Origin of the sequence: Pareuzebyella sediminis (assembly GCF_008367235.1) — a bacterium.
Lineage (GTDB): Bacteria > Bacteroidota > Bacteroidia > Flavobacteriales > Flavobacteriaceae > Pareuzebyella > Pareuzebyella sediminis.
The window spans coordinates 982,008-1,003,024 of record NZ_VTZS01000001.1; the positions used below are offsets into that span (position 1 = coordinate 982,008).

At 40.0% G+C, this 21,017-nt stretch carries 20 protein-coding genes; 16 read left to right on the top strand and 4 right to left on the bottom strand.

Going from position 1 to position 21,017, the window contains the following annotated elements:
• Positions 1 to 7: 7 nt before the first annotated feature.
• From F2B13_RS04070 to F2B13_RS04080, 3 genes are all read left to right on the top strand, one after another.
• Positions 8 to 2,122: a tetratricopeptide repeat-containing sensor histidine kinase gene (locus F2B13_RS04070; RefSeq protein ID WP_149303307.1), complete on the top strand. Its 2,115-nt coding sequence runs from the start codon at positions 8 to 10 to the stop codon at positions 2,120 to 2,122.
• A 10-nt stretch (positions 2,123 to 2,132) separates the two neighbouring features.
• On the top strand, positions 2,133 to 2,804 hold the full coding sequence (locus F2B13_RS04075) for a response regulator (protein ID WP_149276000.1): 672 nt from the start codon (positions 2,133 to 2,135) through the stop codon (positions 2,802 to 2,804).
• Positions 2,805 to 3,142: 338 nt separating this feature from the next.
• The gene (locus F2B13_RS04080) at positions 3,143 to 3,616 is read left to right on the top strand and encodes a hypothetical protein (protein ID WP_149276001.1); all 474 of its coding nucleotides are present in this window, start codon (positions 3,143 to 3,145) and stop codon (positions 3,614 to 3,616) included.
• Between the two features lie 262 nt (positions 3,617 to 3,878).
• On the opposite strand, the gene glyA is transcribed toward F2B13_RS04080, so the two are convergent.
• Positions 3,879 to 5,153, bottom strand: a complete 1,275-nt coding sequence (gene glyA / locus F2B13_RS04085; RefSeq protein WP_149276002.1) for a serine hydroxymethyltransferase — start codon at positions 5,151 to 5,153, stop codon at positions 3,879 to 3,881.
• A 110-nt stretch (positions 5,154 to 5,263) separates the two neighbouring features.
• Between glyA and F2B13_RS04090 the strand changes: the two genes are divergently transcribed.
• Both F2B13_RS04090 and F2B13_RS04095 read left to right on the top strand, forming a co-directional pair.
• Positions 5,264 to 5,458 (top strand): hypothetical protein, encoded by a 195-nt coding sequence (locus F2B13_RS04090; protein WP_149303309.1) that lies wholly within the window; start codon positions 5,264 to 5,266, stop codon positions 5,456 to 5,458.
• 259 nt (positions 5,459 to 5,717) lie between these two features.
• Positions 5,718 to 6,911, top strand: coding sequence for a hypothetical protein (locus tag F2B13_RS04095; RefSeq protein ID WP_149303310.1), 1,194 nt, complete (start codon positions 5,718 to 5,720; stop codon positions 6,909 to 6,911).
• Between the two features lie 29 nt (positions 6,912 to 6,940).
• On the opposite strand, the gene ytxJ is transcribed toward F2B13_RS04095, so the two are convergent.
• Positions 6,941 to 7,354, bottom strand: a complete 414-nt coding sequence (gene ytxJ / locus F2B13_RS04100; RefSeq protein ID WP_149303312.1) for a bacillithiol system redox-active protein YtxJ — start codon at positions 7,352 to 7,354, stop codon at positions 6,941 to 6,943.
• A gap of 165 nt (positions 7,355 to 7,519) precedes the next feature.
• On the opposite strand from ytxJ, the gene clpB reads away from it, so the two are divergent.
• Together clpB and F2B13_RS04110 are read left to right on the top strand one after the other, a co-directional pair.
• Entirely contained in the window at positions 7,520 to 10,120 is a 2,601-nt protein-coding gene (clpB, locus tag F2B13_RS04105; RefSeq protein ID WP_149303314.1) for an ATP-dependent chaperone ClpB, read from the top strand.
• A 110-nt stretch (positions 10,121 to 10,230) separates the two neighbouring features.
• Positions 10,231 to 10,824, top strand: coding sequence for a TetR/AcrR family transcriptional regulator (locus F2B13_RS04110; RefSeq protein WP_149276007.1), 594 nt, complete (start codon positions 10,231 to 10,233; stop codon positions 10,822 to 10,824).
• Positions 10,825 to 10,926: 102 nt separating this feature from the next.
• Here F2B13_RS04110 and F2B13_RS04115 read toward each other — a convergent pair whose 3' ends face one another.
• Positions 10,927 to 12,450 carry a PorP/SprF family type IX secretion system membrane protein gene (locus F2B13_RS04115; protein WP_198440078.1) on the bottom strand — a complete coding sequence of 508 codons (1,524 nt, stop codon included), beginning with the start codon at positions 12,448 to 12,450 and terminating at the stop codon, positions 10,927 to 10,929.
• 97 nt (positions 12,451 to 12,547) lie between these two features.
• Between F2B13_RS04115 and F2B13_RS04120 the strand changes: the two genes are divergently transcribed.
• The gene (locus F2B13_RS04120) at positions 12,548 to 13,096 is read left to right on the top strand and encodes a SixA phosphatase family protein (RefSeq protein ID WP_149276009.1); all 549 of its coding nucleotides are present in this window, start codon (positions 12,548 to 12,550) and stop codon (positions 13,094 to 13,096) included.
• Between the two features lie 140 nt (positions 13,097 to 13,236).
• A complete protein-coding gene (smpB, locus tag F2B13_RS04125; RefSeq protein WP_149276010.1) occupies positions 13,237 to 13,701 on the top strand; it encodes an SsrA-binding protein SmpB in 465 nt (154 codons plus the stop codon).
• A 25-nt stretch (positions 13,702 to 13,726) separates the two neighbouring features.
• Here the strand turns inward: smpB and F2B13_RS04130 are convergent, their stop codons facing one another.
• Positions 13,727 to 14,368, bottom strand: coding sequence for a protein-L-isoaspartate(D-aspartate) O-methyltransferase (locus F2B13_RS04130; protein WP_149276011.1), 642 nt, complete (start codon positions 14,366 to 14,368; stop codon positions 13,727 to 13,729).
• Between the two features lie 240 nt (positions 14,369 to 14,608).
• Between F2B13_RS04130 and F2B13_RS04135 the strand changes: the two genes are divergently transcribed.
• From F2B13_RS04135 to F2B13_RS04165, 7 genes are all read left to right on the top strand, one after another.
• A complete protein-coding gene (locus F2B13_RS04135; protein WP_149303318.1) occupies positions 14,609 to 15,586 on the top strand; it encodes a Gfo/Idh/MocA family protein in 978 nt (325 codons plus the stop codon).
• 52 nt (positions 15,587 to 15,638) lie between these two features.
• Positions 15,639 to 16,529, top strand: a complete 891-nt coding sequence (locus tag F2B13_RS04140; protein ID WP_149276013.1) for a 3-hydroxyacyl-CoA dehydrogenase family protein — start codon at positions 15,639 to 15,641, stop codon at positions 16,527 to 16,529.
• A 107-nt stretch (positions 16,530 to 16,636) separates the two neighbouring features.
• Positions 16,637 to 17,299, top strand: a complete 663-nt coding sequence (locus tag F2B13_RS04145) for a YggS family pyridoxal phosphate-dependent enzyme (RefSeq protein ID WP_149276014.1) — start codon at positions 16,637 to 16,639, stop codon at positions 17,297 to 17,299.
• 74 nt (positions 17,300 to 17,373) lie between these two features.
• Positions 17,374 to 18,747, top strand: a complete 1,374-nt coding sequence (locus tag F2B13_RS04150) for an exonuclease domain-containing protein (RefSeq protein WP_149303320.1) — start codon at positions 17,374 to 17,376, stop codon at positions 18,745 to 18,747.
• Positions 18,744 to 19,592 (top strand): ion transporter, encoded by an 849-nt coding sequence (locus F2B13_RS04155; protein ID WP_232623002.1) that lies wholly within the window; start codon positions 18,744 to 18,746, stop codon positions 19,590 to 19,592. Before F2B13_RS04150 ends, F2B13_RS04155 begins: the two co-directional genes overlap by 4 nt.
• Positions 19,592 to 20,506, top strand: coding sequence for a tRNA (adenosine(37)-N6)-dimethylallyltransferase MiaA (miaA, locus tag F2B13_RS04160; protein WP_149276016.1), 915 nt, complete (start codon positions 19,592 to 19,594; stop codon positions 20,504 to 20,506). The genes F2B13_RS04155 and miaA overlap by 1 nt, the downstream gene beginning before the upstream one ends.
• The gene (locus F2B13_RS04165) at positions 20,493 to 20,999 is read left to right on the top strand and encodes a gluconokinase (protein ID WP_232623003.1); all 507 of its coding nucleotides are present in this window, start codon (positions 20,493 to 20,495) and stop codon (positions 20,997 to 20,999) included. Before miaA ends, F2B13_RS04165 begins: the two co-directional genes overlap by 14 nt.
• Positions 21,000 to 21,017 lie beyond the last annotated feature (18 nt).

Below are 21,017 nucleotides of genomic sequence, written 5' to 3' on the forward strand. Positions count from 1 at the left end.
TCTATCTATGCGATTGGAATCATACAAGAAATCAACTTGGATTTTTGCATTATGGAGTTTATCTATACTGCTTACTATTCTTTCATGTGATTCAAATCTTAAGGGCGACAGTACAAGTAACAATCAACGAGAGGTCGAAATGATATTTGATTTGATTGCGGAAGGAAGAAATATACAGTTACCCTTAGTGGAAAGAAAAAAGCGATTAGAAGAAGCCCAGAATGCAATTTCAACCATCGAAGGTGATTCATCACGTGCTAAACTTTATTCTAGGTTGTCATTGGCCTATTTACGTTTAAACGATTCTCTGAAATTCAGAAACACCAACAAATCGACCATCGAGCTTTCAAAAAAAGTAGACGATAGCATAAGTCTAGCGGAAGCCAAATGGGATTTGGCACTTTTTCTCAGAAAACTTGGCGTACCCGACAGTGCGTATTTTCACTATTCTGAAGCACAAAAAATTTATTCAGATCTCGGCATGTCCTATGAATCGGGAAGAATGCTCTATAACATGGCTAGTGCACAAAGTGATATTAAAGATTATACCGGTGGTGAAATAACGACCATACAAGCTATAGAAACCCTGAAACCCTTCAATAAAAATCAACAATTGTTCAACTGTTACAACCTACTTGGTATAATCACAAGGGGACTGAAGGAGTATGACAGGGCGATTGAGTATTATAATACGGCCTTGGAATACCAAAAGGAAATTCCAGAACAGAACAATTTAGATTTAATAGTAAAAAATAATATTGGTATTGTTTATCAAGAACAAGAAAAGTACCATGAATCCATACCCTATTTTGAGGAAGTGCTCCAAAACAATTTTCTCATCGAAGAAAATCCGGATTTATATGCAAAAGCGATGAGCAGCCTAGCCTATAGCCGATTAAAAGTGGGGGATGAAAATCAACTGCAGCAACAATTTGAAAAGGCCATTCGAATTCAAGACAGTATAAATGATATAAGTGCTATTTCTCGAACCCAGTTCAATTTAGCTGAATTTTTTTTAAACCAAAAAGATACCTTGAGCGCGATAGAGCATGCAAAAAAGGCGAGGAACTCAGCTGAGCTGACTGAGAACAACGAGAGAATACTACAAACATTAAAGTTACTGGCAAAATTGGAACCTGAAAAATCGGCCTATTATACCCAACAATATATTACACTTAATGATAGCCTCCAACAAGAAGAACGAAAAGTGAGGGACAAATTTGCCCGTATCCGTTTCGAAACCGATGAGTTTATAGCCGAAAACCAAATGTTAACGCGAGAAAAACAACTATGGACGGGTATCTCAATCGCGGTATTGTTGTTAGGATTGATGACCTTTTTGATATTAGATCAACGATCAAAAAACCAAAAGCTTAGGTTTCATCAAGAACAACAAGTCGCTAACCAAGAAATTTTCAACTTAATGCTTGCCCAAAAACAAAAGGTCGAGGAGGGTAAAAAATCAGAGCAAAAGCGCATCAGTGAAGAACTTCATGACGGAGTTCTTGGTAAGATGCTTGGAGCACGTATGGTACTTACGGGCCTTAATCAAAAAAATGACCAAAATGCGGTTGTTGAGCGTAAAAGAGCTATCGACGCACTTCAAGATGTTGAAAAAGAAGTAAGGGCCATTTCCCATGAGTTAAGCCATGCTGCTTATCAAAAAATGCATAATTTTATACTTTCGTTGGAAGATCTTATAAAAACGGTCGAGAATACTGCCGGCTTTAAGGTGCAGATGCATTACGCTAAGAACTTTGATTGGGATGCGCTGAAGGGCGAGGCTAAAATAAATCTATACCGTATCATACAAGAATGCCTACAAAATAGCGTAAAGCACGCGCGCTGTGAAAATGTAACGATAGATCTGGAAAAATTCTCCACTAGGATTACCATTACCATTGCTGACGATGGCCAAGGATTCAAAAATAATTCTGGAAGAAAAGGTATTGGTATGCGCAACATCGAATCTCGGGTCGAAAAACTAAACGGGGAATGGGATATAAAGGGAGTACTTGGAAAAGGCACTACAGTCAGGCTTGAATTTTCACTTTCGGATATTATGGAAAATGGTAGTTTATATTCGGTAAAAGAGAAATCTTTGAAAGAAATTAGCGGTTAAATTTTTTATCATGAACACTCTAATTAGAATACTTGCGGTAGACGACCATGAAATGATTGTTTTGGGGTACAAATACACACTTGAATCTTGTGAATTCGAAGACTTTAAAGTGGTGGTACATATAGCACCAGGCTATCAACAGGGAAAAACAGAAATTGAGAGTTCAGCAAAGCGAATGCCTTATGACATTATTTTGTTAGATATCAGCATGTTCCCCGATAGTGCCAAAGAGGAAAGAGGCGGTCAGGATCTTGGTTTGCTCGCCAAACAAATCTCGCCTTCCTCTAAAGTTGTTTTTTTATCTTCTTTCAGCGATAGCTACCGAATAAACAATATACTCAAAACCGTAAATCCCGATGGGTATATGGTCAAGTCAGAGGTCGACCAACGAACACTACAGCAAATGGTAACAACGGTATTGGAAAAACCTCCCTACTATACCGCAGCAGCATTACAGGCTATTCGAAGAAAAATGGCCAACGAAGACCAGATTGATGAACGCGACAAAAAAATATTATATCAACTATCGATAGGAACCAAGACCAAGGACATTTCAAATGTAGTTGCGGCAGCGACCACTACAGTTGAGAATAGGAAAAGACAATTGAAATCCATATTCGGCGTAGAGAATGGTAACGATTTTGCCCTGATAGAAGAGGCAAGAAAAAGGGGATTTATTTGATTTTAGTCCATAGAATTATAACGCCATTTTTATCCCTACCGCTGGCTTTTCTAAGGTGAAAAAGAAAAACCCCAATTATTTTGAGGTTTTTCTTTGTTTAATAAGGGGCGGGGCTGCCTAATTTTGTATGCCAATGGAACCAGACTATACATTTTATGCCACTTTATCTGAATAGTTTTAATAATAATTTACCCGAAAGATCCAACTCTAATACCCAGATCAAAGGTGTTGATTCCTTTCGTCGGGACTTGGAGAAGTACTTTTTTTCACGGGTGATTATTCGAACTGGAAGACCTCAGATATCAATCACGAACCTTGTGGTTGAATTGCATTGCAACATGAGCTTAGTAGAGACGCTTTTCCATTTCAATAAAGGTAATTGGGGTAATTTAAAAAATGATAATAGGCCTTCCCTTCGAAGTATGATTAATGACATGACCTTAAAAAACAAAATGAGGTTGGACATCGGTGAGTTCTCTTTATTTTTTAAAGACACCACGATCGTTATTAGCAAGATTTATGACAATAGTATACCTGAACAATTCGACACCATCTTTACGGAAATTGGCAAGAATTATGTTCATTTTAGTAAAGGTCTGTCTGAAATTCCATACGAAATCTATGTACCCGTGTTTGAAGATTCAAAAGATGAAAATAACGCGGTCATAAACAATATCGAAGTTTCCAATAATTCTAAAAAGGATTTTTATAAATATTGGGCACTATATTTTGATTCAGAAGAAGACGCCATTATTTATAATCTAGAAAAATCTCGTTTAGAAAACGGCGACCTCTTTATGCTTAACCACTAACTGGAACATTTTGAGGTGAATGGTATAAAAGTAACTACCCATCCCCAAAAGCCAGTTCCCCCGCTGCCTGCAAAGATGCAGATGGGGATGGGATTTTAGATATCAAAATTGTATCCTCGTAAGCTCTATAGGACGGAGAAATTGGCTTTTTGGATAAATTACCCCCCCTGTTTACCCGCATTACAAAGATGGAAGAACCAAGTGATACTCTTTTTCAAGGTGATTGGCATTTCTCCACGGATCAGCAAAAGTCATGTGTGTACTAGAAGTTGAATAACTCCCTATCCCCCATCAAAGTGTTCACTTTCTTCTTTACGGATATAATTTTGCTTTCGTCCTCTGAGTTTGTCAATACTTCATCGATTAAATCGACTATTGTTTTCATATCGTCCTCTTTCAAGCCTCTTGTAGTAATGGCCGCTGTTCCAAAACGGATGCCTGATGTAACAAAAGGGGATTTATCATCAAATGGAACCATATTCTTGTTGGCGGTAATGTCGGCCTTCACGAGTATTTTTTCGGCATCTTTACCTGTAATATTCTTATTTCTTAAGTCAATCAACATCATATGATTATCGGTTCCGCCCGATATAATATGATAACCTTTTGCTACAAAAGCATTGGCCATGGCCTCCGCATTCTTCTTCACTTGTATCATATAATGTAAAAAGTCATCTGTAAGTGCTTCTCCAAAGGCTATGGCCTTTGCGGCAATAATATGCTCCAATGGACCTCCTTGATTTCCTGGAAAAACGGCCAAATCAAGCAAAGTAGACATTTTTCTTAGTTTTCCATTCTTTAGGGTAATACCAAAGGGGTTATCGAAATCTTCCCCCATCAAAATGAGTCCTCCTCGCGGCCCCCGAAGCGTTTTGTGCGTCGTGGTCGTAACGATATGACAATGGGGAATAGGATCATTTAATATCCCTTTGGCGATGAGACCTGCAGGGTGTGATATATCTGCCAAGAGTATGGCCTCGACGCTATCTGCAATCTCCCTGAATCTCTTGAAATTCATATCTCTAGAATAGGCAGAGGCACCTGCAATAATCAACTTAGGCTTTTCCTTGAGTGCAACCTCTTGAATTTTATCATAATCCAAAACCCCTGTTTCCGGGTCTACACCATAAAAAACCGGATTGTATAGACGACCTGAAAAATTGACCGGTGAACCGTGCGTTAAATGCCCACCATGCGAAAGATCAAAACCCAGTATAGTATCTCCTGGTTTTAGACAAGCGTGATAAACCGAGGCATTGGCCTGAGAACCTGAATGGGGCTGTACGTTGGCATATTGGGCACCGAACAATTCCTTAGCCCTGTCAATGGCCAACTGTTCAATTTGATCGACCACCTCGCACCCCCCGTAATAGCGCTTCCCGGGATAGCCTTCGGCATATTTGTTGGTCAGTACCGATCCTGCGGCCGCCATTACTTGCGGACTCGTAAAATTCTCCGAAGCGATAAGCTCAATGCCGTCAATTTGTCTTTGTTTCTCTTTGGCAATTAAATCGAAAACTTGGGTGTCGCGATGCATACGTCAATGTTCTGTTAAATGAGTTGCAAAAATACAAATTGCTCTTTGTTAATACTCATAAAAAAAATATTTGATTTGTAATTTATCAAATACAAATTAACAATTCTACCATGACCATTGCAGTCAATAATCCAAAGAAAATACCATGGTTGCCGGTACTGAAATTCGGATTTTCCCATCCAAAATATTCCTTTGACATTTTTCTCACTCGGGATGCTAGTATCACCATAACTAGTCATATTGAAAATCAAGCTATTGCCCTTAACGCCCTTTATCAGATCGAATATTTTAATGGGAGTGCTTAAACAAGGCCATTTTTACAGGATATCTTGAACGACTTACTTTCCGATGGTCAAAACCGGTACAAATAATTTTTCAAGGGTGGTCTGCAAATTGGATTTGGCGAGATTAAAACAAATTTGCTTCCTACCCAATCTTATAAATTGTAGGGGCTGAGCCCTAATTTCATCGATTTCATACGATATTTCATCGTTTTACGTTAGTAGAAGTACTTGTTTTGGCATGGCACTTGATTTCATGTCAAAAATCCCAAATTTGTATGTCATGAAAAAAAACCTACTTTTTCTTTCGATTTTAGCGCTATCGATCGCTTGTGGCGGTGTAAAAAAAACACAAAAGGCGGTAAACACGGGCAACTATTTTAATGCCATTAATACCTCACTAGTTAATTTGTCAAAAAATAAGGACAAAAAGAGCAATCAACCCTATATAGTTCTTCTAGAGGAAGCATTCAAAAAAAATACAAAGCGTGAACTACAACGCATTGATTTTCTGGAGAACGATGAAAATCCCGCTCATTTCGAAGAAATTTATAAGACCTATACCGCTCTGCATCAAATTCAGGAGCGCATAAAACCGTTACTTCCCTTACGCTTATATGACGAAGGCCGAAATGCCTCATTCGCTTTTAACGATTATCAAGATGCCATCTTAGATAGCAAAGATGATCTTTCAGACTACCTTTACGACAATGCCAGCGAGCTTTTACTCAGCGCCAGGAATAAAGTAGACTTTAGACAGGCCTTTGATGACTTTACCTACCTCAATGAAATCAACCCTGGTTACGAAGACACAAAGTTAAAAATGGAAGAGGCCTATGAGAAAGGACTCGATTATGTAAGAGTCGATATGATTAACGACACGGATCAAATAATACCCGCACGATTAGAGGAAGAGTTATTGAACTTCGACATTTACGGTTTAAACGATTTATGGACACGATACCACAATAACCCACAAGCTGATATAGCCTACGATTATGCCATGGAGCTGGCCCTAAAAGAAATAATTATATCTCCGGAACAAGTAAGTGAAAAACAGATTATAAAGGAGAGGCAAGTTAAAGATGGCTACAAATATGCCATAAACAGTGATGGAAATGTACTCAAAGACAGTTTGGGCAACAAAATTAAAGTCGACAAGTTCAAAACCGTAAAATGCAATTTCTATCAATTCACCCAACTAAAGACGGCACAAGTTTCCGGACTTGTGCGCTTTACCGATTTAAGGAATAAACAACAATTGAGTTCTTACCCACTTTCGAGTGAGTTTATATTTGAGCATAACTACGCAAATTACGATGGGGATAAAAGAGCCTTAGAAGATGATCTAATACCTCTCCTACAACTTGGTGCCGTACCTTTCCCTAGTAACGAACAAATGGTCTACGATGCGGGAGAGGATATGAAAATGAGGTTAAAGACAATTCTAGACCGACAACAATTTAATGCAAGATAAAATCTCCAAGCCAAATTCCTAGTTGAATCCTACTGCCTTTCCTCCAACGATACATAGGGTTCTAGGTCAATCTCGGTGATCGCACCGTGGGATTTATGCGCAACAACCGCTCCTTCCTTTATTATCAGAAGTTGAGGTGATTGATGTGTGACCCCAAATTTACGGCTAATCTCATCAGATACGTCCCTGTGCTTATGAAGGTCAAGAAAATACATATCCATATGTCCTTCTTCGATCCGATAATTCGCGCTGAACATATTCAGTACCATGCGACTAATGCCGCAGGTTGTTGAATGCTTGAAAATGACTTGAGGCCTTATTTCAGATTTCTCTTCTATTTCATCGATCTCTACCAGTGAGGTAATCGGTATCCAAGCTATTTTTCCTGTAGCTTTTTCTTCTTGATTCTTATTATGCCCGAAAAGACCATTAAATAATCCCATTTGGTAAATTTAATTGATAACAACGCTCATCCTTAAAAAAGAAGACTGACTAAATGTCTTTTTTCTACTTGGTTTTACCGACATTTTGTCAACCCCTTGGTCTTGGTAAGATTGTTGCCTTGAGTTTACCAAAAAATAAGGAATACACCAAAAAATAATAGAGACATGAATATGAATAACTACACAATAAAATCACAAGAAGCTCTTCAGCGTGCCCAGCAGCTGGCACAGGGCTTCGGACACCAGCAAATTGAAAATGAACACCTTTTTAAAGCTATTGGAGAGGTAGATGAGAATGTATTGCCCTTCATCTTGAAAAAGTTGAATATCAATGTAGGGCTGCTCAATCAGATTTTGGATAAAGAGCTAAGTAGTTTCCCAAAGGTATCGGGAGGCGAGCTCATGCTTTCACGAGAAGCAGGAAAGACCGTAAACGAAGCTGCAATTATCGCACAAAAAATGGGTGATGAATTCGTTTCAATCGAACATCTTCTTCTGGCCATTCTTAAATCTAAAAGTAAGATTGCCCAAATCCTTAAAGACCAGGGCGCGAACGAAAAAGATTTAACGGCGGCTATTGAAGAATTGAGAAAAGGTGGTAAGGTGAATTCGCAAAGTGCTGAAGAGACGTACAACGCCTTGGAAAAATATGCAAGGAACCTGAACCGACTGGCTGATAACGGCAAATTAGATCCAGTAATCGGACGTGACGAAGAAATCCGTAGAATTCTTCAAATACTATCTAGAAGAACTAAAAACAATCCAATGTTAGTGGGTGAACCCGGTACCGGTAAAACGGCAATCGCGGAAGGCCTAGCACATCGTATAGTGCAAGGAGACGTTCCTGAAAACCTCAAGGACAAAGTGATCTATTCGCTTGATATGGGAGCTTTGATCGCCGGCGCCAAATACAAAGGAGAATTTGAAGAACGTTTAAAATCCGTTATTAAAGAAGTTACTTCCGCTGATGGCAATATCGTTCTGTTCATCGACGAGATTCACACCTTGGTAGGGGCCGGTGGTGGCCAAGGAGCCATGGACGCCGCAAACATTTTGAAGCCGGCGCTGGCTAGGGGAGAATTACGGGCTATTGGGGCAACAACCCTTGATGAGTACCAAAAATATTTTGAGAAGGACAAGGCGTTAGAACGCCGATTTCAGAAAGTCATCGTAAATGAACCAGACACAGAAAGTGCCATTTCCATTTTAAGAGGTATAAAAGAAAAATATGAAGCGCATCACAAGGTTCGGATCAAAGACGAGGCCGTAATTGCAGCAGTCGAACTATCTCAACGTTACATCACAAATCGCTTTTTACCGGACAAGGCCATTGATCTAATGGACGAAGCCGCTTCAAAACTACGAATGGAAATTAATTCCAAACCGGAAGAGCTTGATGTACTGGACCGCAAGATTATGCAACTTGAAATAGAGATTGAAGCGATAAAGCGAGAAGATGACCAAGCTAAATTAAAATTACTGAATGTAGATTTGGCCAATCTAAAAGAGGACCGCAATGAGGTATATGCTAAATGGGAAAGTGAAAAATCGGTTGTCGATAATATCCAGAAAACAAAACATGATATTGAGGAATTCAAACTGGAAGCAGAACGTGCAGAACGCAATGGCGAATACGGAAAAGTAGCAGAACTTCGTTACGGCAAGATTAAAGAGGCCCATGAAAGACTGGAAATACTGCAACAAGAATTACAGGAACAGCAAAAGGGAGAAACGCTAATAAAAGAAGAAGTCACCACCGAAGATATTGCGGAGGTAGTGGCCAAATGGACCGGAATTCCTGTAACCAAAATGATGCAGAGCGAGCGTGAAAAGTTACTCAAATTAGAAGATGTACTGCATAAACGTGTAGTGGGTCAAGAAGAGGCCATTCAAGCTGTTTCTGATGCTATTAGAAGGAGTCGGGCAGGCTTACAAGACGCAAAACGGCCTATCGGATCGTTTCTGTTTCTTGGAACAACCGGCGTCGGTAAGACCGAGCTGGCCAAAACGTTGGCTTCATATCTCTTTGATGATGAGAATGCCCTGACCCGTATCGACATGAGCGAGTATCAAGAGCGCCATTCGGTCAGCCGATTGGTAGGTGCACCTCCAGGATATGTGGGGTACGACGAAGGTGGGCAGCTCACCGAAGCTGTCAGAAGGCGGCCTTACTCGGTCGTATTGCTCGATGAAATTGAAAAAGCACATCCAGATACTTTCAATATTCTGTTACAGGTTTTAGACGAAGGAAGACTGACCGATAACAAGGGACGTGTTGCCGATTTTAAAAACACGATAATTATAATGACAAGTAATATGGGTAGCCATATCATACAAGAAAAATTTGAGGACAGTGACGATATTTACAGTGCTACCGAGGCGGCACGTGTAGAGGTGTTGGGGCTGTTGCGTAAGACAATACGGCCGGAATTTTTGAATCGTATCGACGATATCATAATGTTTACACCCCTAAGTAAGGATGATATCACCAAAATTGTAAGGCTTCAACTTGAACAATTGAAGAAAATGATAGCCAAGCAACATATTACAATAGACGCTACCGATGAGGCCGTAGCCTATCTAGCCAAAAGAGGATATGATCCACAATATGGCGCGAGGCCAATCAAACGTGTTATTCAAAAAGAAGTGCTGAATAATCTTTCCAAGGAATTGTTAAGTGGAAAAATTTCGGCCGAAAGCATTGTTTTGATTGATTCATTTGACGATGCTTTGGTATTCAGAAACCAAAATGAATTGGTGGAATAACCGAAATGGGGTTGAAATTAGGGCATCCATAAAAAAGATGCCCTTTTTTTAGCGATACAATATACCACGCAGTATATATATTTTTTATATTCGTATAAAACCTCTCCTTCATGACGACCAAAGCCGAAAGAACCACAGCATATATAATAGAAACGGTGGCTCCCATCTTCAATAAGTTGGGTTACATTGGTACCAGTATGAGTGATTTAACCGAGGCAACAGGGTTAACTAAAGGAGCCCTCTACGGCAACTTTGAAAACAAAGAGGCCTTAGCCCTTTCTGCTTTCGAATACAATAGTAAAAAGTTATTGGCTAAAATCGATGAAGTCTTGACCGGGGGCAATGCCTTGGATAAAATTTTTGCCCTAACCGACTTCTATAGAAACTATGACACCTTCACCTTAGAAATGGGGGGATGCCCAATACTTAATACAGGGGTTGACGCACAAAATAACAATCGATTACTGGCAGCGGCCGTTAAAGAGACGTTGAGGGAAGTTGAAGGTAAAATCGCATTGGTTTTGGAAAACGGTATCAATAACAACGAATTGAAGCTTCCCGTAACACCTTTACAATTCGCAAAACAACTGTTCACCATGATTATGGGGGCTGTGTCGATGTCAACAATGACTCGGGACAGAAAGTATTTGGTGAATACTATTGCCTATTTAGACCTTCTAATCAAAAAAGAACTAAAAAAGTAACTTCCATTTCACGGCGCACATGGGGCAAACTATTGCCACGACATTTTTACCTTTCCCAAACGAGCTGTTTTCCTTATTGGAAGTCTTGACTTCGCTCCTACTTTATTCACCTACAACCCTAAAAATCCAAGTTTTTCCTGCGTAATTTCCTTCGAAATTAGTGTCTCTGGCCCTTCTTGCCTCTTGCATGGTATCATACCGACGAAGATAAACATAGTCGTAGTTATTCTTACTTCTTAAGAACGATTTGGGCTGTAACCCATTTCGCCGTAAATCGGTCATGAAGGCATTCAAATATTTTTTGGTTCCGAATACATTGGCAATCAGATAATAACCGGCCTCTAGTCCATCTTCTGTCTTTACCTCTTCATATTTTTCACCTTTTTGCGGTTTATCAGCTGTTGCCGACTCCATTTTGGCTCGTTCTTCGGCCTGTCGCCTTGTCTTCTCGGCCGCTTCAAATTTTATTTGTTCCAGTGAATCTACTCTACGCTGCTCTTTTAACCTTTGCGCCGCCACTAGAGCCTCGGCCTGCTCTGCCTTACTAATAGAGTCTAACCTTCGAGCTTGTTCTTGTCGTTGTTGTTCCCGAAGGGCCTCCTCCTTAGCAATTTCATCGGCATCTTCTTTAATCGGTTCGGGCTTGTATTGCGCATCTCCCAATATTAATAGGCCCTCCTCTTCCTTATCCACTTCAAAGCCGACGACCTTATGCCTTTCGTCCGGTTTTCCGAGAAAATAGGCCGCCATGATTTCAAAAGAAGGGTCTTTGGTTACCGATGAACTAACACCTAGTTCTACCAAGGCTCCTAAGGACAAATGCTTGAAGAAAGTGGCACCACCGCCTACAGCGAAACCATAAAAATTGTTATACCCCACCTGACCCCAGTACTTGTTAGTATTCAACAAGGTATAAAAACCCACTTGGTTTGCCTGGCCTGGAATGGTTCTAAGGTACATCGACGGCCTCAAAAAAGAAGTTGGCAAGTCACCTAAGGCGACTGGAAAATCATAGGACAGTAAAGACATAAATACCTTATCTTCTTTCTGGGTGTTGCTTTCATTGAGCGTAAAATTGTAATCCAAAAGATTTTCCGAGGCAACGCTCAGGGTCAAGCGCTCTACCGAAAGACTTACACCAGGTGCCATCTGTACAATAAAATCGTCAGTTACGGTAGGTTGGGGTATCGGAAGATTAGGGTCGGGTTGATACCGATTATCTGCCAAAGTCTGTTTAAAGCCAAAAATGTTTACGCCAATTGCCAAATTTACCAGAGGGCTGAAATCTAGCTTGTAGGCGTAATTCAAAACACCTCCGGTATCAAAAAAAACACCCGTATTCTGTTGAAAAAAAGCGGCGCCCACGGCTGAATTGTTCCCTAATTTTCTAGAGTAATTGAAAAATAGGGTTGAAGGATCGGCATCGATGTCTTGCCACTGCCAACGAGACCAAAATGCGAATGACTCCGGGTTGTTACGGTCTAATGAAAATGCCGGGTTGAATAAGCTAGCATTATACGTAGTTAGATTATGCTGGCGAAAATCAGCGGGAAGCCTTGGTTCTCGCTGGGAAAATAGGTTCTGAAAAGCAAGAAAAAGAACTAAAATAGGTACAAACCTTTTCATATACAAAAAAATAAAAACAAGCGTTAGCATATACTTTTTTGCCCTAATTTTAGTTAACAATTATGCAAGAGTTTTCAACCAAAAACTGGCATTACCTATGAAATGTACCAAAACCCTTTATGCCGTTATACTTTTGTTCAGTCTGGCAAGTTGCAAAGAAGAGCAAAATACTTCCAATAAGCAAACGGTTGTCTCTACATTCTATTTTATCCGCCATGCGGAAAAAGACAGGTCCGACCCTTCAAACGCCGACCCGGAACTCAATCAAGAGGGACTGGGCAGAGCGATGCACTGGGCTGAAATATTAGATGAGGTGGAACTTGATGCCATTTACACCACTGACTATTTACGAACTGAAATGACGGCCGCGCCAATCTCGGTCAAAAAAGAAATTACGGTTCAATATTACAATCCCCAAGAAGTTGATATAGAAATTTTTAAGACCGAAAATAAGGGTAAGAATGTTCTGGTAGTAGGGCACAGTAATACTACTCCAGAGTTGGTCAATAAAATGTTAGGGGAAAATAAATATGATGAAATGGACGATACGGATAATGGCAGCCTATTTATCGTTCAAATGGTAAACGAAGTTGCCGTTTCCCAACGTTTGCACTTCAATTGTAATTGTCCTAAAGCCCTTCAATAAATCTGCGTACCTACTAGGACTATGAAGATATACTCGGCCATAACGAAGGGTTTATCGGTCACAAATTCGCTAAATCAAAATTTCTATTCGCGTTTCTTTTGAGATGATTGAATTAGCGACTACTTTCTTATTTTTGCAACATGGTTCAGAACAACATCAACATCAAGAACAAAAAAGCAAAATTTGAATACGAACTTTTAGATACCTATGTCGCTGGAATTGTTTTGGCAGGTACTGAAATCAAATCCATTCGGGAAGGGAAGGCCTCTATCGCCCAAAGCTTTTGCGAATTCAACGATAATGACGAGTTATTCGTGATCAATATGCAGGTCGATGAATATTCACATGCCTCTCACTTTAACCACAGGCCAAAGGCAGAGCGAAAGTTATTGTTGAACCGTAGGGAGCTTAAAAAGTTACGCAAAGAGGTCAACACTTCCGGATTGACCATTGTTCCACTGAATCTATTCATTAACGATCGGGGTCTGGCAAAAATTAAAATCGCCTTGGCCAAGGGTAAAAAGCTATATGACAAAAGGGAGACAATTAAAGATAGGGCGAACAAAAGAAACTTGGCCCGGATCAAAAAAAGTTTTAATACTTGAACGAATCGAGCTAGACCACCTCAATTCAATTCTTATCCTCTAGAAGTGGCACGAACCTAAACGAACCGTACTCCTTTTTCTCAAACTCTTTTTCGGACTTTCGGACAAACAAGGTCATTATCTGATTATCGCTTCCCACAGGAATGACCAAGCGTCCTCCAATATCCAATTGAGAAAGAAGTGCTTTCGGAACTTCGGGCGCTCCCGCCGTAACAATTATACCTTGAAAAGGTGCTTCTTCGGGCAATCCTTTATAACCATCCCCAAAAATGGTTTTTTTAGGACGGTACCCCATTTTCGAAAAAAAGATTTTTGTCTTCTTAAAAAGTTCCAATTGCCGCTCGATAGTATAGACTTTAGCTTTCAACTGAAGTAAAATAGCCGTCTGATATCCGCTACCAGTTCCAATTTCCAAAATTTTATCATTTGGCCGAACGGCAAGCAATTGGGTTTGAAAAGCGACGGTATACGGCTGGGAGATTGTCTGATCGGCCGCGATTGGAAATGCTTTGTCTTGATAGGCATGCCCTTCAAAACTACTATCCATAAATAAATGTCGTGGTATGGCTCGAATGGCATCAAGTACTTTAGCGTCAGAAATACCCTTTGCCAAAAGTATTTTAGCCAGCTTATTGCGCAAACCGCTATGCTTTAAAGTATCTCTCATATGGCAAGGGTTAACCTGCTTGAATCACAAGGTATGCCTTTAGAGAAAATGCTCTCAAATATAGCGCGCCCAGAATTTCTGCTAGTATTGTACAAAATGGTTTGGTTTTGCAGCGAAGTTATAAAAAGTTTAGTTCAAGTTTCATTCTGAAGTTTCAAGTTTCTTAAAAGGTTTGGCAAAAAGGAAAAGGTCACTTCTAACTCAAAAAACATCCTTATTTTTGGGCAAAGACAAAAATCTATGCTTAGAGTCGGGGTTTTGGGTGCAGGCCACTTAGGAAAAATACATCTTAGGCTTCTCAACGAATCGAAAAAATATGAATTGATCGGCTTCTACGATGCAGATGTCGTAAATGCCAAAAAGGTCGAAGCAGAGTCGGGCTATACTTATTTCGATAATATCAACACCTTGATTGCTTCGGTGGATGTCGTTGACATTGTCACCCCCACCCTCTCCCATTTTGAATGTGCGAAAAAAGCCATTGAAAATGGCAAACATATATTTATTGAAAAACCTATCACGAATACGTACGAAGAAGCAGAAGAATTATTGAATTTAGAAAGAAAATATAGGATCAAGGGTCAAGTCGGGCATGTTGAACGCTTCAATCCAGCTTTTTCGGCGGTCAAACACCAAATTGAAAATCCTATGTTTATTGAAACACATCGGTTGGCCGAATTCAACCCTAGGGGTACCGATGTTCCTGTCGTACTCGACCTTATGATTCATGATATCGATGCCATTCTAAGCGTGGTCAAGGCCGAGGTGAAGCAAATCAACGCAAGTGGGGTTTCCGTTATTAGCAAGTCTCCCGATATCGCCAATGCCCGAATCGAATTTGAAAATGGCTGTGTAGCCAATCTTACAGCGAGTAGAATATCGCTCAAAAACATGCGTAAGTCTCGTTTCTTCCAAAAAGATGCATATATCTCCATTGATTTTCTGGATAAAAAAGTGGAAGTGGTCAAAATGAAAGACGCCCCTGAAAATCCCGGAGACTTTGACTTGGTGCTTCAAAATGCGGAAGGAGAGAAAAAACAGATCTATTTCGAAAATCCAGATGTGGGGGTTAACAATGCTATATTAGACGAACTAGAGTCTTTTGCGGAGGCTATTGAAAAAGATATCACGCCGCTAGTAAGTCTTTCTCAGGGCGCCAAAGCACTTAAGGTAGCCTTACAGATAATAGCATCTTTCAAAAAAGAACGGACTTTTTAAAGCAAAGGGCACTACTGTACCTAATCGCAAAGTTTAATTTTAATACAACCCAATGAATAGTATTGCTGTCATAGGAGCAGGGACCATGGGAAATGGTATTGCCCATGTTTTCGCACAAAACGGATACGAGGTTCGTCTTATCGACGTATCGCAACATGCGTTGGAAAAGGCCAAAGCAACTATTGCGAAGAACTTGGACCGCATGGTGGCCAAAGACAACATCGACGAAGCCACGAAGTTAAGTACCCTTAACAACCTATCGCTTCATACCACACTTTCCAAAGCCGTGATTGAAAGCGATCTGGCCATAGAAGCAGTATCGGAAAATATAAATTTGAAACTAAGCATCTTCAAGGAACTTGATAAAAATTGTCGCCAAAGTACGATTTTAGCAACAAACACTTCCTCTATCTCTATAACACATATCGCTTCGGAAACCGAACGTCCAGACAGAGTCATCGGCATGCATTTTATGAATCCGGTACCTATTATGCCTTTGGTCGAGGTGATACGCGGCTATTCTACTTCTGATCAAACCTGCAATACTGTTTTTGAGCTATCCAAAAAACTTGGGAAATCCCCTACCCTAGTTAATGATTACCCGGGTTTTGTATCGAACCGAATCTTGATGCCCATGATCAATGAAGCCATTTACACCCTTTACCATGGTGTTGCCGGTGTTGCTGAAATCGACACGGTCATGAAGCTGGGCATGGCCCATCCTATGGGACCTTTACAATTAGCTGATTTTATAGGATTGGATGTATGTCTTTCCATAATGAAGGTTTTGTTCGAAGGATTTAAGGATACAAAATATGCCCCGTGTCCATTATTGGTCAATATGGTTATGGCAGGAAAATTAGGCGTAAAGTCTGGCGAAGGATTTTACGATTATGCCGAATCCAAGAAGGCAGAAAAAATATCGTCACAATTTAACCGATAATTATTTTCTCAAAAAAATGCTGTATACTAGGTGATATGCGATGTACCTTACACTGAAAACGTCCTTCGAAATTTTAAGAAGCACATTAATAAATTTATAAACTACCGATGTCCATTCAAGAAAGCCTTACAAAAGTCAATGCCTCACTTCCAAAAAATGTAACCTTAGTAGCCGTATCGAAAACCAAGCCCGATACCGCGGTTAAAGAAGCCTATGAAGTGGGTCAACGTATTTTTGGGGAAAACAAGGTTCAGGAAATGGTTGGAAAATGGGAGCGCTTGCCCAAAGATATCGAATGGCATATGATCGGGCACTTACAACGGAACAAGGTAAAATACATAGTCGATTTCGTATCGCTGATTCATGGGGTAGACAGTCTAAAACTGCTCAAAGAAATTAATAAAAGGGCAAAAAAAAGCAATAGGATTGTCAATTGCCTTTTTCAAATTCATATCGCGGAAGAAGACACAAAGTTCGGTCTTGACCGATTCGAACTTTTTGATATAATAGGTTCAACCGAATTCGCCCAACTTGAACACATAAAAATCGTTGGGCTTATGGGCATGGCTACCTTTACGGATAATACAAATCAAATTCGGAAGGAATTCAAAAATCTAAAATCTCTTTTTGAAGAACTGAAAACGCAACTTCCTTCTATATCGACCTTGTCTATGGGTATGAGTGGAGACTATCGGATAGCCATTGAAGAAGGCAGTACGATGGTGCGGATAGGAAGTAGTATATTTGGAGAAAGGATTTACAACCAATAAAGACCACAGATTAAGTATCTTTGTTCTTCGCGTTGCAATCGCAAATCTAACACAAAAATCGAATCGAGCTCTACATGTACGCCATACTTGATATAGAGACCACAGGAGGAAAATTTAATGAAGAAGGTATTACCGAAATAGCTATTCATAAATTCGATGGGCACCAAGTTGTTGATAAATTTATCAGTCTTGTCAATCCTGAAAAAGTGATACAACCCTTTGTGGTCAATCTTACGGGTATCAATAACAAAATGTTGCGTACCGCACCCAAATTTCATGAAGTTGCCAAACGTATTGTCGAAATTACGGAAGACACGGTATTGGTGGCTCATAATGCCCAATTTGATTACCGCATACTACGTACCGAGTTTAAAAGATTGGGTTATAATTTTGAGCGAAAGACACTTTGTACTGTTGACCTCTCCAAAAGATTGATACCTGAAGCCGAATCTCACAGTTTAGGTAAATTGGTACGCTCGTTGGGCATACCCGTAAGTGACCGGCACCGGGCAAATGGAGATGCCCTGGCCACCTTAAAGCTATTTAAGGTGCTACTCGCTAAAGACTCCGACAAGACCATTATTAAAGGTGTTATTCGTAAGGAGACCCATGGCGAATTATCCGAAAGACAATTGGATATAGTAGAATCCTTGCCTTCAGAAACCGGGTTGTATTATATGCATGACAAATATGGAGAAATCATATTTCTTGGGAAAAGCTCAAATCTCAAGAAAAGGGTAAACCAACATTTTACCAATACTGGGAACCGCGCCAGGCAGTTACAGAAAGCGACCAAAAAAGTAACCTATGAAAAAACAGGAACTGAGCTTATAGCCCTTTTAAAGGAAAATGAAGAACTACGGCGGAATCGACCAAGGTTCAATCAAAAATTACCTGCCGTTAATTATAGCTATGGTATACGCACTAAAAAGAATGAGAATGGCTACGAGCTATTAAAAACGGAAAAGACCCGAAATCATAAAGGATTTTTTGCGGTATTCAATGGTTTGGTCGCTGCCACTAATTTTATTTCAAAAGTTACAAAGGAATTTGAGCTATGCGAACAATTGAACGGTATCTCGGTTTCGGAGAACCACTGTGACAATTTGGATAGGAATGATTGTTTTGGTGCCTGTATCAATCGTGAAGACCCTGAAAACTATAATTCACGGGTTTACAAAGCTATTTCGAAATATTCATTGGTTGATAAAAGCGTTGTTCTAATCGACAAAGGCCGTGATACGGGGGAAAAAAGTGTAATTCTCATTAAAAATGGCAATTTTGAGGGTTTAGGTTATTGTGAGCTCAATCACCAAATTAATAGTCCTTCTATTTTGGAATCGATCATTACCCCTATGGAATCGAGTGCCAACAACCTCCATATTATTGAATCGTATCTTAGGAGAAAACGTGTGCAAAAAATTCTAGAACTAAGTTATTCATCTTGAAGGACGTAAAACCGGAAAAGGGCTGGAAAAACAGAGTCCATGAAATCATCTATGAGGCCGACACCCCAATGGGTAAGTGGTTCGATATCGCTTTGTTCGGACTTATCATTTTCAGTGTTCTCTTGGTCATGCTCGAAAGTGTCAAATGGATTGATGTTCAGTATCATGGAGTTCTTTTGACCTTAGAATGGATTGTAACCATTCTCTTTACCATAGAATATGTTGCACGAATCATAAGTATTAAGAAACCATTGAAATATGTTTTCAGCTTTTACGGTTTAATAGATTTCTTCTCCACCATTCCTTTGTACCTCTCCTATATTTTTGCGGGTTCGCAGGTATTGTTGGCTATAAGGGCTTTCAGACTTCTCCGCGTCTTTCGGATCTTAAAATTGGTCAGGTTTTTAGGTGAAGCTTCACAACTTATGAAGGCCCTAAAGGCCAGCAGAGCAAAAATAACGGTATTCCTTTTTACCGTTCTTATCATCTCTGTAATTTTAGGTACTCTAATGTACTGGATTGAAGGTGACGAAGCAGGTTTTACCAGTATTCCAACGAGTATTTATTGGACCATTGTTACACTTACCACAGTGGGATATGGCGATATTGCGCCCATTACGCCCCAAGGTCAATTGATCGCCACAATAATCATGCTGTTGGGTTATGGCATAATCGCAGTTCCCACGGGTATCGTAACTTCAGAACTCAGCAGACAGAGTACGGCCAAGAACGACCCTAATCATGAAGACTTCGTACATATCAATACGCAGGTTTGCCCAACCTGTGCAAAAGAAGGTCATAGAGATGATGCCAGCCATTGCTATAACTGTGGAAGTAAGCTGTAATGGAAAAGACACTCGTATCTGTAGTAGGGCCAACAGCCATTGGAAAAACCAAACTCGCCATAGTCTTGGCCCGTCACTTCGACACCGATGTCATTTCAGCAGATTCACGACAGTTTTATAAAGAAATGAACATTGGAACTGCCGTACCCTCAGCAGAAGAACTTTCCTTGGCACAACACCATTTTATTCAGCATAAAAGCATATTTGATCACTATTCGGTCGGTGCATATGAAAAAGATGCCATATCAATGTTGCATAAGCTTTTTAAGGCTAAGGATTTAGTTGTCATGGTGGGTGGTAGTGGACTTTATATCGATGCCGTTGCCAAGGGATTGGATGAGTTTCCAGAAGTGCCTCCTCATTTTCGAAAAAATCTTAATAAAAAATTGGAGAAAGACGGCCTAGAAAGCCTTCAAAAAATGCTTCATGAACTTGACCCTGTTTATTATGCCAAAGTAGATCTAGAGAACCCTCATAGATTAATCAGGGCCTTAGAAATCTGCTTGGCCTCGGAGAAACCGTATTCTTCGTTCTTATCTTACGATAAAAAGAAAAGAGCCTTTCAAACGGTAACTATTGGCCTGAACACAGAAAGAAGTATTCTTTATGATCGTATCAACAAAAGAGTCGACAAAATGGTAGATCGCGGATTATTGGCCGAAGTAGAAAGTCTTAAAAATTTTAAAGGACTAAACGCGCTACAAACCGTTGGCTATAAAGAACTTTTCGCCTATTTCGATGGGAATTGCACCCTTGATTTTGCTTTGGGCGAAGTAAAGAAAAACACAAGGCGATTTGCCAAGCGGCAACTCACGTGGTTTAAAAGAAATCAGGAAACACTTTGGGTTACGCCGAGTATGAATGAAGAAAGAATCATTTTAAAGTTAGAAAAGGACTTAATTGGAAAAAAATAAGACGACATTCATTGTTATGGGAGTTTCCGGATGTGGAAAAAGTACCATTGGGAGGATGATCGCCACCGTATTAGAACTTCCGTTTTTTGAAGGGGATGAATATCATTCCCCTGAAAACGTTTTAAAAATGAGCCAAGGGAATCCACTGAACGATGAAGACAGATTAAGCTGGCTACTACGTCTCAATTCCTTGGCCAAGCAGAACAGCGACTCCGGGTCGGTAATTGCCTGTTCTGCCTTGAAAGAAAAATATAGAAGCATACTTAGTAAAGATATCAAAGAACATACGAGGTATATTTATCTCAAGGGATCTTTCGAAGAGCTAATAAAGCGAATGACATTGCGCACAGATCATTTTATGCCGCCAGCACTATTAAAATCACAATTCGAAACGCTTGAGCCGCCCGAAGATGCGTTGACCGTTTCTACAGAAAACCCTCCTGAAATCATTGTCGAAAATATTTTGAAACAGCTTGATAAGTCAAAAATATAGGTACAAGAACCCTAAGGT